2 protein-coding genes are annotated in these 14114 nt (G+C 71.0%); both read right to left on the bottom strand.

The genetic code is table 11. The features are described from left to right. Positions 1-89: 89 nt before the first annotated feature. On the bottom strand, positions 90-4289 hold the full coding sequence (locus WNM05_RS11365; protein WP_434626621.1) for a non-ribosomal peptide synthetase: 4200 nt from the start codon (positions 4287-4289) through the stop codon (positions 90-92). Then, positions 4286-14107 carry an amino acid adenylation domain-containing protein gene (locus tag WNM05_RS11360; RefSeq protein WP_434635109.1) on the bottom strand — a complete coding sequence of 3274 codons (9822 nt, stop codon included), beginning with the start codon at positions 14105-14107 and terminating at the stop codon, positions 4286-4288. Before WNM05_RS11360 ends, WNM05_RS11365 begins: the two co-directional genes overlap by 4 nt. Positions 14108-14114: the final 7 nt, after the last annotated feature.

Here is a 14114-nt window from a genome sequence, read left to right as displayed (position 1 = left end):
TACCGCATCGCGCAAAATAATATTCCCAGTAGAACAATTATCATCAAAACATAATGGCCGGGCGTCGTTGCCGCCCGGCATGTTTCCATTTAAGCCGGAAGCAGATTACGCGATATTTCCCGCGCCAATCCGGCAATCGCCGGCTGTTCGAGAATGCTGTGGTGATCGCCGGCAATCGGACGCACCGACAGCGACTCGCCCTGTAATTCCCGCCACGGCTGGTCCAGGCGCTGCGCCAGCGAGGCCGAGGCGCCGTACAATACCGGCGCGGCGGCCAAGGGCCGCGGGCGGTACGCGATCGCGGACCGGAAGATGGCGGCCTGCGTCGCCAGCATCGCCTTGACCTCGTCCACCGTCAGCCCCTTGCCCCAGCCGGTCCGCAACAGCGTCTCCGCTATCATCGGGTCTATGCCGGGCAGTTCACGCAGGCGCGCCAGCTTGTCCTCGTCGAAGCCGAACTCCATTTCCAGCATCAGGAAAAGCAGGCCGATATCCTGATCGCGCTCGCGCGCCAGCCTGCTCTCCAGCATCCGCCGTTGCGGCGCGTAGTCGCCGCAGCTGTCGATCAGGCCGAGGAAGGAGACGGTCTCCCCCTGTTCCTGCAGCAGCGCCGCCATCGCATGCGCGATCGATCCGCCGACCGACCAGCCGGCCAAACGGTATGGCCCCTGCGGCTGGATGCGCCGGATCCGTTCGATATGCGCGGCGGCCAGCTCCGCGATGCCGCCTCCCCGGTTGTCGCGGCCCCAGTCTCCGGCCGGCAGCGCGTAAATCGGGAAGTCCCCGGCCAAATGGCCGGCCAGATTCTGCGCATAGGCGATGCCGCCATAGACCTCGTGCAGCAGGAATAGCGGAACGCCGTCGCCGCCGCGCAGTTCCACCGCGCCGTCGGCATCGGCGTCGGGACGGATCATCGCGGCCAGTTCCCGCAGATCGGCGGCCTGATAGACCTGCCGCAAGGCCAGGCCGGCGCCCAGCTGGCGGGCCGCCCTGGCCACCATGGACACCGCCAGCAGCGAGTGGCCGCCCAGCTCGAAGAAGTTGTCGTGACGGCCGACGCGCTCGACGTTCAACAGCGCGCTCCAGATATTCGCCAGCGCCTCCTCCGTCTCGCCCTGCGGCGCGACATACTCGCGGCCGGACAGCTGCGCGCCGTCCGGCGCCGGTAGCGCCTTGCGGTCCAGCTTGCCGTTCGGCGTCAGCGGGAAGGCGTCCAGCACGACGAAGGCGCTCGGTATCATGTATTCGGCCAGATCGTTCGCCAGCTCGGTCCGCAGCGCCGCCGCGTCCGGCGCCGCGTCCGGCCGCGCCGTCAGATAGGCCACCAGCCGCTTGTCGCCCGGCGCGTCCTCGCGCGCCAGCACCGCCGCCTCCCTGACGCCGGCGCAGGCGGCCAGCCTGGCCTCGATCTCGCCCAACTCGATGCGGAAGCCGCGTATCTTCACCTGGAAGTCGTTGCGGCCCAGGTATTCGATGCTGCCGTCCGGCAGCCAGCGTCCCAGGTCGCCGGTCTTGTACAGCCGCGCGCCGGCCTCGTCGCCGTACGGATCGGCGACGAAGCGCCCGGCCGTCAGTTCCGGTCGGTTCAGATAGCCGCGCGCCACGCCCGGCCCGCCGATGTGGATTTCGCCGGCCACGCCCAGCGGCGCGGGCTGCAGCTCGGCGTCCAGGATGTAGACTCGACAATTCGGCAGCGGCTTGCCTATCGGCAAGACGCCGCCCTGCTCGGTTCGGCAGCGATGCAGCGTCGCATATACCGTCCCCTCCGTCGGCCCATAGGCATTGAACAGCCCGTGCGCCCCGGCCCAGGCCTCGGCCAGGGCCACCGGGCAGGCTTCGCCGCCGACCAGCAGATTGTCGATGCGGTAGCCCACCGCCGCCGGGTCCATCATCGTCAAGGCCGACGACGGCAACAAGGCATGGCTGATGCGGAAGCGGCGCAGCGTGCCCAGCAGCGCCTCGCCCGGCATCCGCTCCTCGCGCGTGGCCAGGCACAGGGCCGCGCCGCTGGATAGCGCGCTGGCGTGCTCCCAGACGCTGGCATCGAAGCTGAAGGAGGCGAACTGCAGTACCCGGCTGTCCGGCCCCAGCTGCAAGATTTCGGCCTGCGAGCGCATCAGATGGACGACGCCGTAATGCGCGCAGACCACGCCCTTGGGCCGGCCGGTGGAGCCGGAGGTGTAGATCACATAGGCCGGATGGCGGCTGTTCAGGCCCGCCACCCGCGGATTGCCGGCCGGCAAGGCCGCCAGTCGCTCCGCCTCCTCGTCCAGCAGCACGACCGCCCGGTCGCCGGCCGTCAGCGCCCGCAGCGAAGCCTGGGTCAGCACGACCTTGGGCGCGCTGTCGTCCAGCATATAGGCCAGCCGCTCGGCCGGATAGCTCGGGTCCAGCGGCACATAGGCGCCGCCGGCCTTCAGCACCGCCAGCAGCGCCGCCACCATGTCGACGCCGCGCGCCAGGCACAGCGCCACCCTGTCGTCCGGGCCGACGCCCAACGCGATCAGCCGATGCGCCAGCCGGTTGGCGCGACGGTTCAATTCGCCGTAGCTCAGCGCCTCGTCGCCGTACAGCAGCGCTGGCGCGTCCGGCCGTTCGGCGGCCTGCGCCTCGAACAGCTGGTGGATCAAGGCCCGCTCAGCCGATTCCGAATACGGCGCCGCCGCCGCGTTGAACTCGTCCAGCAACAAACGCTTCTCGGCGTCCGGCAGCACTTCCAGCGCGCGCGCCGCCATGCCGCCGCCGGCTTCCAGCGCGTCGGCCAGCGACGTCAACGTACGCTCCATCTGCGCGCAGATCCGCGCCGCGCCGACCGATGCGGACACCTGCGCCTTCAGCGCCAGGCCTGCATCGCCGAAATCGTCCACCGACAGCGTCAGCGGGTAATTGGTCCTTTCCTCGCCGGCCATCTCGGCCACGCCGTCCAGGCCGCTTCCGGCGCCAGCTTCTTCGCCGTGGCGGTAGTTCAGCACCGAACTGAACAAGGGCAGCGGCGGCGCCACCTGGCTGCAGCGCTGCGCCAGCGCCAGCGACGCGTGCTCGTGCCGCAACAGCCGCGTCAGCGCCTGCTGCGTCCGCCGCGCCGCCTCCTCTACGCCGAGCCCGTCAAACGACAGCTTCAGCGGCAAGGTGTTGATGAACAGGCCCAGCGCCCGGTCGGCGCCGGCCCCGCCCTGCAGCCGGCCGAACAAGACCGTGCCGAACACCACCGTGTCCCGGCCCGAGGCCCGCGCCAGCAGCCGCCCCCAGGCCAGGTGCGCCAGGCTGGCCACGCTGACGCCCAAGCGCCGCGCCTGCCGCCGGAGGCGATCCGTCAGCTCGGCCGGCAAGCGCAGCCGGCTCTCGTCCAGCCCGTCGCCGTCGCCGCGGTTGCCCTGCAAGCCGAAGGCCGCCGTCGGTTCGTCGATCTCGCCCAGCTCGGCGCGGAAGTAGGCCTCGTGCTCGGCCGCGCCGACGCCCAGCCGCGCCTGCGCGACGAAGTTGCGGAACGGCAGCGACGGCGGCAGCGCGTCGCCGAGACCGGCCTGGATATCCCGAATCTCGGCCATCAGGATGTCCAGCGAGGTATGGTCGACCACCAGGTGGTGGAACAGCAGTTGCAGGTAATGGCGGCCGTCGGCCGGATCGGCGGCCGCGTAGCCGCGCAGCAGCGGCGCCCGCGTCACGTCCAGCCGCGTCCGCCGCGGGTCGTAGCGTTGCGCCAGCTGCGCCGCCGGCGGACCGTCGGCCGGGTCCAGCGCCACCGTCTCCACCGCCACCGGCGCCTGACGCCACACCACCTGCACCGGTTCCGGCAGGCCCTGCCACTGTATCGCCGTGCGCAGGATGTCGTGCCGCGCCACCACCTGCTGCAACGCCGCGACGAAGCCTTGCAGCCGCTCGCCGCTGTCGAAGGCCATCAGCGAGGACAGCAGGTAGGCGTCGCCTTCGCCGCCGAGCAGATGGTGGAACAGGATGCCCTCCTGCAGCGGCGCCAGCGGATAGATGTCCTGGATATTGCCCAGGCCGCCGGCGACGCCGGCGCAAACGCCGTTCCACTGCGAACGGTCCAGCTCCAGTCCGAAGCGCCTGAGGCTGCTGGCCGTCAGCGCCAAGTTCCCCGTCAGCTCAGCGTACTCGCCGCTGCCCAGGCTGGCGAGCAGTTCGGACTTGCTTTCCTTCAACTGCCCCAGCAAGGCCGGGGTCAGCCGCTGTTTCTCTCCGCGTATCACCAGATTGCCGCTGTCGTCGGACAGGCCGAGCTCGATGGCGTTGCGGGACAGCTCCAATGCCAGATAGGCCACGCTCATAGCACGAGCTCCTCGATATCGCCCTTCGGGCCTTGGTCCGATTCGGCGAACCAGTCCTGGTCCGCCGCGCCGTCCGTCGCGATCGCCTCCGCCAGCGCCGCCAGGTCGGCCGCGCCGAACAGCTGGCGGATGTCGCAGCGCAGGCCGGCCTGGCGCATTTGCTCCACCAGGCGCACCGCCAGCAAAGAGTGGCCGCCCAGCTCGAAGAAGTTGTCGTGGCGGCCGACGCGCTCGACGCCCAAGAGCGCGCGCCAGATCGCCGCCAGTTTCGCCTCCGTCTCGCCCAGCGGCGGAACGTACTCGCGGCTCGTCAGCTGCGCGCCGTCCGGCGCCGGCAGCGCCTTGCGGTCCAGCTTGCCGTTCGGCGTCAGCGGGAAGGCGTCCAGCACGACGAAGGCGCTCGGCACCATGTACTCGGTCAGCTCCCTGGCCAGCTCGGCCCGCAGCACCGCCGCGTTCAGCGCCGCGTCCGGCCGCGCCGTCAGATAGGCCACCAGCCGCTTGTCGCCCGACGCGTCCTCGCGCGCCAGCACCACCGCCTCCGTCACGCCGGCGCAGGCGGCGAGCTTGGCCTCGATCTCGCCCAACTCGATGCGGAAGCCGCGTATCTTCACCTGGAAGTCGTTGCGGCCCAGGTATTCGATGCTGCCGTCCGGCAGCCATCGCCCCAGGTCGCCGGTCTTGTACAGCCGCGCGCCGGTCTCGCCGCCGTACGGGTCGGCGACGAAGCGCTGGGCGCTCAGCCCCGGCCGGTTCAGATAGCCGTGCGTCACGCCCGGTCCGCCGATGTGGATTTCACCGGCCACGCCCAGCGGGACCGGCTGCAGATCGGCGTCCAGGATGTAGGCGCGGATGTTCGGCAGCGGCTTGCCTATCGGCAAGACGCCGGCCTGGTCGGTACGGCAGCGGTGATAGGTGGCGTAAATGGTGCTTTCGGTCGGCCCGTAGACATTGAACAGCCGGTGTACCCGGGCCCACGATTCGGCCAGGGCCACCGGGCAGGCTTCGCCGCCGACCAGCAGGTTCTCGATGCGGTAGCCTATCGCCGCCGGGTCCATCATCTTCAAGGCCGACGACGGCAATAGCGTGTGGCTGATGCGGAAGCGGCGCAGCGTGTCCTGCAAGGCCCCGCCCGGCATCCGCTCCTCGCGCGTGGCCAGGCACAAGGCCGCGCCGCTGGATAGCGCGCCGGCGTACTCCCAGACGCTGGCATCGAAGCTGAAGGAGGCGAACTGCAGCACCCGGCTGTCCGGCGTCATCGGCCAGATGCCGGACAGAGAACGCATCAGATGGACGACGCCGTAATGCGCGCAGACCACGCCCTTGGGCCGGCCGGTGGAGCCGGAGGTGTAGATCACATAGGCCGGATGGCGGCTGTTCAGGCCGGCCACCCGCGGGTTGCCGGCCGGCAAGGCCGCCAGCCGCTCCGCCTCCTCGTCCAGCAGCACGACCGCCCGGTCGCCGCCGGCGCTCAGCGCCCGCAGCGAAGCCTGGGTCAGCACCGCCTTGGGCGCGCTGTCGTCCAGCATATAGGCCAGCCGTTCGGCCGGATAGCTCGGGTCCAGCGGCACATAGGCGCCGCCGGCCTTCAAGACGCCCAGCAGCGCCGCCACGATATCGACGCTCCGCTCCAGGCACAGCGCCACCTTGTCGTCCGGACCGACGCCCAGCGCGATCAGCCGATGCGCCAGCCGGTTGGCGCGGCGATTCAATTCGCCGTAACTCAGCGCCTCGTCGCCGTACAGCAGCGCCGGCGCGTCCGGCCGTTCGGCGGCCTGCGCCTCGAACAACTGGTGGATCAGCACATCGTCCGGATATGGCACCGAAGCCGCGTTGAACTCGTCCAGCAACAAGCGCTTCTCGGCGTCCGGCAACACTTCCAGCGCGCGCGCCGCCATGCCGCCGCCGGCTTCCAGCGCGTCGGCCAGCGACGTCAGCGTACGCTCCATCTGCGCGCAGACGCGCGCCGCGCCGACCGTCGCCGGCACCTGGGCCTGCAAGGCCAGGCCGGCGTCGCCGAAGTCGTCCACCGACATCGTCAGCGGATAGTTGCTCCTCTCCTCTCCGCCCAGGACTTCTATGCCCTCCCATCCCGGCAGGCCGGCCTCATCCTCGGTGCTGTGCCGATAGTTGAGCAAGGCGCTGAACAGCGGTAGCGGCGCCGCCACCTGGCTGCAGCGCTGCGCCAGCGCCAGCGGCGCGTGCTCGTGCCGCAGCAGCCGCGTCAGCGCCTGCTGCGTCCGCCGCGCCGCCTCCTCTACGCCGAGTCCGTCAAACGACAGCTTCAGCGGCAAGGTGTTGATGAACAGACCCAGCGCCCGGTCGGCCCCGGCCCCGCCCTGCAGCCGGCCGAACAAGACCGTGCCGAACACCACGGCGTTCCGGCCCGAGGCCCGCGCCAGCAGCCGCCCCCAGGCCAGGTGAGCCAGGCTGGCCACGCTGACGCCCAAGCGCCGCGCCTGCCGCCGGAGACGATCCGTCAGTTCGGACGGCAAGCGCAGCCGGCTCTCGTCCAGCCCGCCGCCGTCGCCGCGGTTGTCCTGCAAGCCGAAGGCCGCCGTCGGCTCGTCGATCTCGCCCAATTCTCCGCGGAAGTAGGCCTCGTGCTCGGCCGCGCCGATGCCCAGCCGCGCCTGCGCGACGAAGTTGCGGAACGGCAGCGACGGCGCCAGTTCGGCATCGCCGCGCTGCAGCTGACGGACTTCCTGAAGCAGCAATTCCAGCGTCGCGTGGTCGACCGCCAGATGATGGAACAGCAGTTGCAGGTAATGGCGGCCGTCGGCCGGATCGGCGGCCACGTAGCCGCGCAGCAGCGGCGCCCGCGTCACGTCCAGCCGCGTCCGCCGCGGGTCGTAGCGCCGTTCCAGCTGCGCGCCCACCGGACCGTCGGCCGGGTCCAGCGCCACCGTCTCCACCGCCACCGGCGCCTGACGCCACACCACCTGCACCGGTTCCGGCAGGTCGCGCCACTGTATCGCCGTGCGCAGGATGTCGTGCCGCGCCACCACCTGCTGCAGCGCCGCGACGAAGCCTTGCAGCCGCTCGCCGCTGTCGAAGGCCATCAGGCACGACAGCAGGTAGGCGTCGCCTTCGCCGCCGAGCAGATGGTGGAACAGTATCCCCTCCTGCAGCGGCGCCAGCGGGTAGATGTCCTGGATATTGGCCATGCCGCCGGCGACGCCGTCGGCGATGCGGTCTAGCTGCGTCTGCTCCAGCGCCACCAGCGGCAGCATCGCCGGCGTGATCGCCGCGCAGCCCTCCGCCGGAATGCCGTTGGCCGGCACCGCCACCTCGTCGCCGCCGCCGCCCAGACCGGCCGCCAGCGCCGCCAGGTCGGACGCGCCGAACAGCTGGCGGATGTCGCAATGCAGGCCGGCCTGGCGCATCCGCTCGACCAGCTGCACCGCCAGCAGCGAATGGCCGCCCAGCTCGAAGAAGTTGTCGTGGCGGCCGACGCGCTCGACGTTCAACAGCGCGCTCCAGATATTCGCCAGTGCCTCTTCCGCCTCGCCCTGCGGCGCCGCGTACTCGCGGCTCGTCAGCTGCGCGCCGTCCGGCGCCGGCAGCGCCTTGCGGTCCAGCTTGCCGTTCGGCGTCAGCGGGAAGGCGTCCAGCACGACGAAGGCGCTCGGTATCATGTATTCGGCCAGATCCTTCGCCAGCTCGGTCCGCAGCGCCGCCGCGTCCGGCGCCGCGTCCGGCCGCGCCGTCAGATAGGCCACCAGCCGCTTGTCGCCCGGCGCGTCCTCGCGCGCCAGCACCGCCGCCTCCCTGACGCCGGCGCAGGCGGCCAGCCTGGCCTCGATCTCGCCCAATTCGATGCGGAAGCCGCGCAGCTTCACCTGGAAGTCGTTGCGGCCCAGGTATTCGATGCTGCCGTCCGGCAGCCAGCGTCCCAGGTCGCCGGTCTTGTACAAACGCGCGTCGGCGTCGGCGCTGAACGGGTCGGCGATGAAGCGCTCGGCCGTCAGCTCCGGGCGGTTCAGATAGCCGCGCGCCACGCCGACGCCGCCGATGTGGATTTCGCCGGCCACGCCCAGCGGCGTCGGCTGCAGCTGGCTGTCGAGGACGTACATGCGGATATTGGCGATCGGCTTGCCGATAGGCACGAAGTGGCGCGACGGATCGGAGACGCACGGCCAGGCGGTGACGTCGATCGCCGCCTCGGTCGGCCCGTACAGATTGTGCAGCTCGCTGTGCGGGAAGTGCCGCAGGCACTGCTCCTGCAAGGCGTGCGGCAGCGCCTCGCCGCTGCACAGGATGCGCCGCAGCGACGGGCAGCTGCCGGCCGGCGTCAGGCTGACGAAGGCCTGCAGCATCGACGGCACGAAGTGCAGCATGGTGACGCCGCGGCTTTCGATCAGCTGGCGCAGATATTGCGGATCCTTGTGGCCTTCCGGGCGCGCCATCAGCAATTGGGCGCCGGCCAGCAGCGGCAGGAAGAACTCCCACACCGACACGTCGAAGCCGAACGGCGTCTTCTGCAGCACCAGGTCGTCGGCCCGCAGCCGGTAGGCGTCCTGCGCCCACCAAAGCCGGTTGACGACGCCGCGGTGCTCGTTGACGACGCCCTTGGGCCGGCCGGTGGAGCCGGAGGTGTAGATCACGTAGGCGGCGTGGCGATTGCCCAGGCCCACCACCGCCGGATTCCCGTCCGGCAAGGCCGCCTGCCGCGCCCGCTCGGCCTCGTCGTCCAGCAGCAGGACCGTCCGCTCGCCGCCGGCCGTCAGCGCCTGCAGCGAATGCTGGCTCAGCACCACGCGCGGCGCGCTGTCGTCCAGCATATAGGCCAGCCGCTCGGCCGGATAGCTCGGGTCCAGCGGCACATAGGCGCCGCCGGCCTTCAAGACGCCCAACAGCGCCGCCACCATGTCGACGCCACGTTCCAGGCACAGCGCGACGCGCGCGTCCGGGCCGACGCCCAGCGCGATCAGCCGATGCGCCAGCCGGTTGGCGCGGCGGTTCAGTTCGCCGTAGCTCAGCGTCTCGTCGCCGCTGTAGAGCGCCGGCGCGTCCGGCCGCTCGGCGGCCTGCGCCTCGAACAGCTGATGGACCAGCGCCTGCTCCGGATACGGCGCCGCCGTCGCATTGAAAACGTCCAGCAGCAGATGTCTTTCCCCGTTCGGCAACACCTCCAGCGTGCTCACCGATTCCCCGCCGCCGGCCTCCAGCGCGTCGGCCAGCGCCGTCAGCGTGCGCTCCATCTGCGCGCAGACGCGCGCCGCGCCGACCGTCGCCGGCACCTGGGCCTGCAAGGCTAGCCCCGCATCGCCGAAGTCGTCCACCGACATCGTCAGCGGATAATTGGTGCGGCTCTGGTCGGCCAGCACCGTGATGCCGTCGCCGGCGATCTCGCGCTCGTCGCCGTCGCTGCCGTGCCGGTAGTTCAACAGCGCGCTGAACAAGGGCAGCGGTGCCGCCACGCCGCTGCAGCGCTGCGCCAGCGCCAGCGGCGCGTGCTCGTGCCGCAGCAGCCGCGTCAGCGCCTGCTGGGTCTGTTTCGCCGCCTCATCGACGCTGGCCCCGCCCAGTTCCAGCTTCAGCGGCAAGGTGTTGATGAACAGACCCAGCGCCCGGTCGGCGCCGGCCCCGCCCTGCAGCCGGCCGAACAAGACCGTGCCGAACACCACCGTGTTCCGGCCCGAGGCCCGCGCCAGCAGCCGCCCCCAGGCCAGGTGGGCCAGGCTGGCCACGCTGACGCCCAAGCGCCGCGCCTGCCGCCGGAGACGATCCGTCAGTTCGGCCGGCAAGCGCAGCCGGCTCTCGTCCAGCCCGCCGCCGTCGCCGCGGTTGTCCTGCAAGCCGAAGGCCGCCGTCGGCTCGTCGATCTCGCCCAGCTCGGCGCGGAAGTAGGCCTCGTGCTCGGCCGCGCCGATGCCCAGCCGCGCCTGCGCGACGAAGTTGCGGAACGGCAGCGACGGCGCCAGTTCGGCATCGCCGCGCTGCAGTTGGCGCACCTCTTGCAGCATCTGGCTCAAGGAAGTCTGGTCTATCGCCAGGTGGTGGAACAGCAGTTGCAGGTAATGGCGGCCGTCGGCCGGATCAGCGGCGGCGTAGCCGCGCAGCAGCGGCGCCCGCGTCACGTCCAGCCGCGTCCGCCGCGGGTCGTAGCGCCGTTCCAGTTGCGCGCCCACCGGACCGTCGGCTGGGTCCAGCGCCACCGTCTCCACCGCCACCGGCGCCTGACGCCACACCACCTGCACCGGTTCCGGCAGGTCGCGCCACTGTATCGCCGTGCGCAGGATGTCGTGCCGCGCCACCACCTGCTGCAGCGCCGCGACGAAGCCTTGCAGCCGCTCGCCGCTGTCGAAGGCCATCAGGCACGACAGCAGGTAGGCGTCGCCTTCGCCGCCGAGCAGATGGTGGAACAGTATCCCCTCCTGCAGCGGCGCCAGCGGGTAGATGTCCTGGATATTGGCCATGCCGCCGGCGACGCCGTCGGCGATGCGGTCTAGCTGCGTCTGCTCCAGCGCCACCAGCGGCAGCATCGCCGGCGTGATCGCCGCGCAGCCTTCCGCCGGAATGCCGTTGGCCGGCACCGCCACCTCGTCGCCGCCGCCCAGACCGGCCGCCAGCGCCGCCAGGTCGGACGCGCCGAACAGCTGGCGGATGTCGCAATGCAGGCCGGCCTGGCGCATCCGCTCGACCAGCTGCACCGCCAGCAGCGAATGGCCGCCCAGCTCGAAGAAGTTGTCGTGGCGGCCGACGCGCTCGACGTTCAACAGCGCGCTCCAGATATTCGCCAGTGCCTCTTCCGCCTCGCCCTGCGGCGCCGCGTACTCGCGGCTCGTCAGCTGCGCGCCGTCCGGCGCCGGCAGCGCCTTGCGGTCCAGCTTGCCGTTCGGCGTCAGCGGGAAGGCGTCCAGCACGACGAAGGCGCTCGGTATCATGTATTCGGCCAGATCCTTGGCCAGCTCGGTCCGCAGCGCCGCCGCGTCCGGCGCCGCGTCCGGCCGCGCCGTCAGATAGGCCACCAGCCGCTTGTCGCCCGGCGCGTCCTCGCGCGCCAGCACCGCCGCCTCCCTGACGCCGGCGCAGGCCGCCAGCCTGGCCTCGATCTCGCCCAATTCGATGCGGAAGCCGCGCAGCTTCACCTGGAAGTCGTTGCGGCCCAGGTATTCGATGCTGCCGTCCGGCAGCCAGCGTCCCAGGTCGCCGGTCTTGTACAAACGCGCGTCGGCGTCGGCGCTGAACGGGTCGGCGATGAAGCGCTCGGCCGTCAGCTCCGGGCGGTTCAGATAGCCGCGCGCCACGCCGACGCCGCCGATGTGGATTTCGCCGGCCACGCCCAGCGGCGTCGGCTGCAGCTGGCTGTCGAGGACGTACATGCGGATATTGGCGATCGGCTTGCCGATAGGCACGAAGTGGCGCGACGGATCGGAGACGCACGGCCAGGCGGTGACGTCGATCGCCGCCTCGGTCGGCCCGTACAGATTGTGCAGCTCGCTGTGCGGGAAGTGCCGCAGGCACTGCTCCTGCAAGGCGTGCGGCAGCGCCTCGCCGCTGCACAGGATGCGCCGCAGCGACGGGCAGCTGCCGGCCGGCGTCAGGCTGACGAAGGCCTGCAGCATCGACGGCACGAAGTGCAGCATGGTGACGCCGCGGCTTTCGATCAGCTGGCGCAGATACTGCGGGTCCTTGTGGCCTTCCGGACGCGCCATCAGCAATTGGGCGCCGGCCAGCAGCGGCAGGAAGAACTCCCACACCGACACGTCGAAGCCGAACGGCGTCTTCTGCAGCACCAGGTCGTCGGCCCGCAGCCGGTAGGCGTCCTGCGCCCACCAAAGCCGGTTGACGACGCCGCGGTGCTCGTTGACGACGCCCTTGGGCCGGCCGGTGGAGCCGGAGGTGTAGATCACGTAGGCGGCGTGGCGATTGCCCAGGCCCACCACCGCCGGATTCCCGTCCGGCAAGGCCGCCTGCCGCGCCCGCTCGGCCTCGTCGTCCAGCAGCAGGACCGTCCGCTCGCCGCCGGCCGTCAGCGCCTGCAGCGAATGCTGGCTCAGCACCACGCGCGGCGCGCTGTCGTCCAGCATATAGGCCAGCCGCTCGGCCGGATAGCTCGGGTCCAGCGGCACATAGGCGCCGCCGGCCTTCAGCACCGCCAGCAGCGCCGCCACCATGTCGACGCCGCGCTCCAGGCACAGCGCGACGCGCGCGTCCGGGCCGACGCCCAGCGCGATCAGCCGATGCGCCAGCCGGTTGGCGCGGCGGTTCAGTTCGCAGTAGCTCAGCGTCTCGTCGCCGCTGTAGAGCGCCGGCGCGTCCGGCCGCTCGGCGGCCTGCGCCTCGAACAGCTGATGGACCAGCGCCTGCTCCGGATACGGCGCCGCCGTCGCATTGAAGTCGTCCAGCAGCAGCCGCCTCTCCGCGTCCGGCAGCATGGCTATCCGGCCGGGGGCGACGCCGTCGTCGTCCAGCATGCCTTGCAACAGCTTCCGCCAATACCGGCCATAACGCTCGACCGTGGCCGGCTCGAACAAGGAAGCGGCGAACACGATGCGGCCGACGATGCGGCCCTCGCTCTCCCGCAGGTGCAGCTCCAGATCCACCTGCGATTCCGACCACTGCGCCGGCAGTTCCCGCCAGTCCACGCCCGGCAGCGACAACTGGCCGGGCGGCGTGTTCTGCCACGAGAAAATGGTCTGGAACAGCGGACTGTAGGCCAGGCTGCGCGGCGGCTTGACGGCCTCGACGATCTGGTCGAACGGCAGGTCGGCGTGCCGCTGCGATTCCAGCACCCGTTGTTTGACGTGGCCCAGCCAGCCCGCGGCATCGCGCCAGCCGCCGGTCTGCAGCCTGAGCGGCAAGGTGTTGACGAACAAGCCGATCAGCGGCTCGAACTCGCTGCGGTTCCGCCCCGCCACCGGCGTGCCGACGACGACGTCGTCCTGTCCGGACAGGCGGGCCAGCAGCAGGGCCCAACTGGACAGCAGGACCATGAACGGCGTGACGCCATGGCGCAGGCAGAAGCGGCGCAGCCGCTCGCTGACTTCCTGGTCCAGATCGACGGCGACGCTGCCGCCGGCGAACTGTTGCTGGGCCGGCCTCGCCTTGTCGTGCGGCAGCTCCAGCAAGGCAGGGGCGCCGGCCAGCGCCGCCTTCCAGTAGGCGGCCTGTTCCCGCGCGGCGTCCTTTTCCATCCACGCCCGCTGCCATGCCGCGTAATCGGCATACTGTACCGGCAGCGGCGGCAATGCCGGCGGCGTCCCGCCGCGCCTGGCCGCGTAGCACGCGCTCAGTTCGCCGACCAGGATGCCCATTGACCAGCCGTCGGCGACGATGTGGTGCAGCGTCAACAGCAGCACGTGCTCCCGCTCGGCCAGTTGCAGCAGGCGCCCGCGGATCAGCGGACCGCGCCGCAGATCGAAGCTCTGCGCCGCCTCGCGCTCGGCCCGCTCCCGGCAGGCCTGCTCGGGATCCGCCTGCTGTCTCAGGTCCTCGAAGGCCAGCGCGGCGATCGTTCCCGGCGGCGCGAACTGCTGCGTCGCCCGGCCGTCCTCGTCGACGAAGCGGGCGCGCAGCGCCTGGTGGCGGTCCACCACGTCGGCCAGCGCCCGCGCCAGCGCCTCGCGGTCCAGCTCGCCGCTGAGCCTCAGGCCGCCGTGGATATGGTAGGCCCGGCTGCCGCCGTCCAGCCGGGACAGGAACCAGAAGCGCTGCTGCGCGAACGACAGCGCGGCGGCGTCGCCATGCTGGCCGGCGCTCAGCGGCGCGGATTCCGGCGCGGCCGATTTCTGCAGTTTCGAAGCCTTGGCCCGCTCCAGCAGGCGTTTGCGTTCTTCCAGAGACAGGGAAGCGATGTCTTTATTATTCATTGTCGGG

Source organism: Chromobacterium sp. CV08 (assembly GCF_051129845.1).
GTDB lineage: Bacteria > Pseudomonadota > Gammaproteobacteria > Burkholderiales > Chromobacteriaceae > Chromobacterium.
This window is presented reverse-complemented; position numbering and strand designations above follow the sequence as displayed.

What these genes read in the sequence shown, in the direction of transcription:
- WNM05_RS11365 (WP_434626621.1), bottom strand. Translation starts at nt 4,289, where the DNA reads ATGAGCGTGGCCTATCTGGCATTGGAGCTGTCCCGCAACGCCATCGAG.
- WNM05_RS11360 (WP_434635109.1), bottom strand. Translation starts at nt 14,107, where the DNA reads ATGAATAATAAAGACATCGCTTCCCTGTCTCTGGAAGAACGCAAACGC.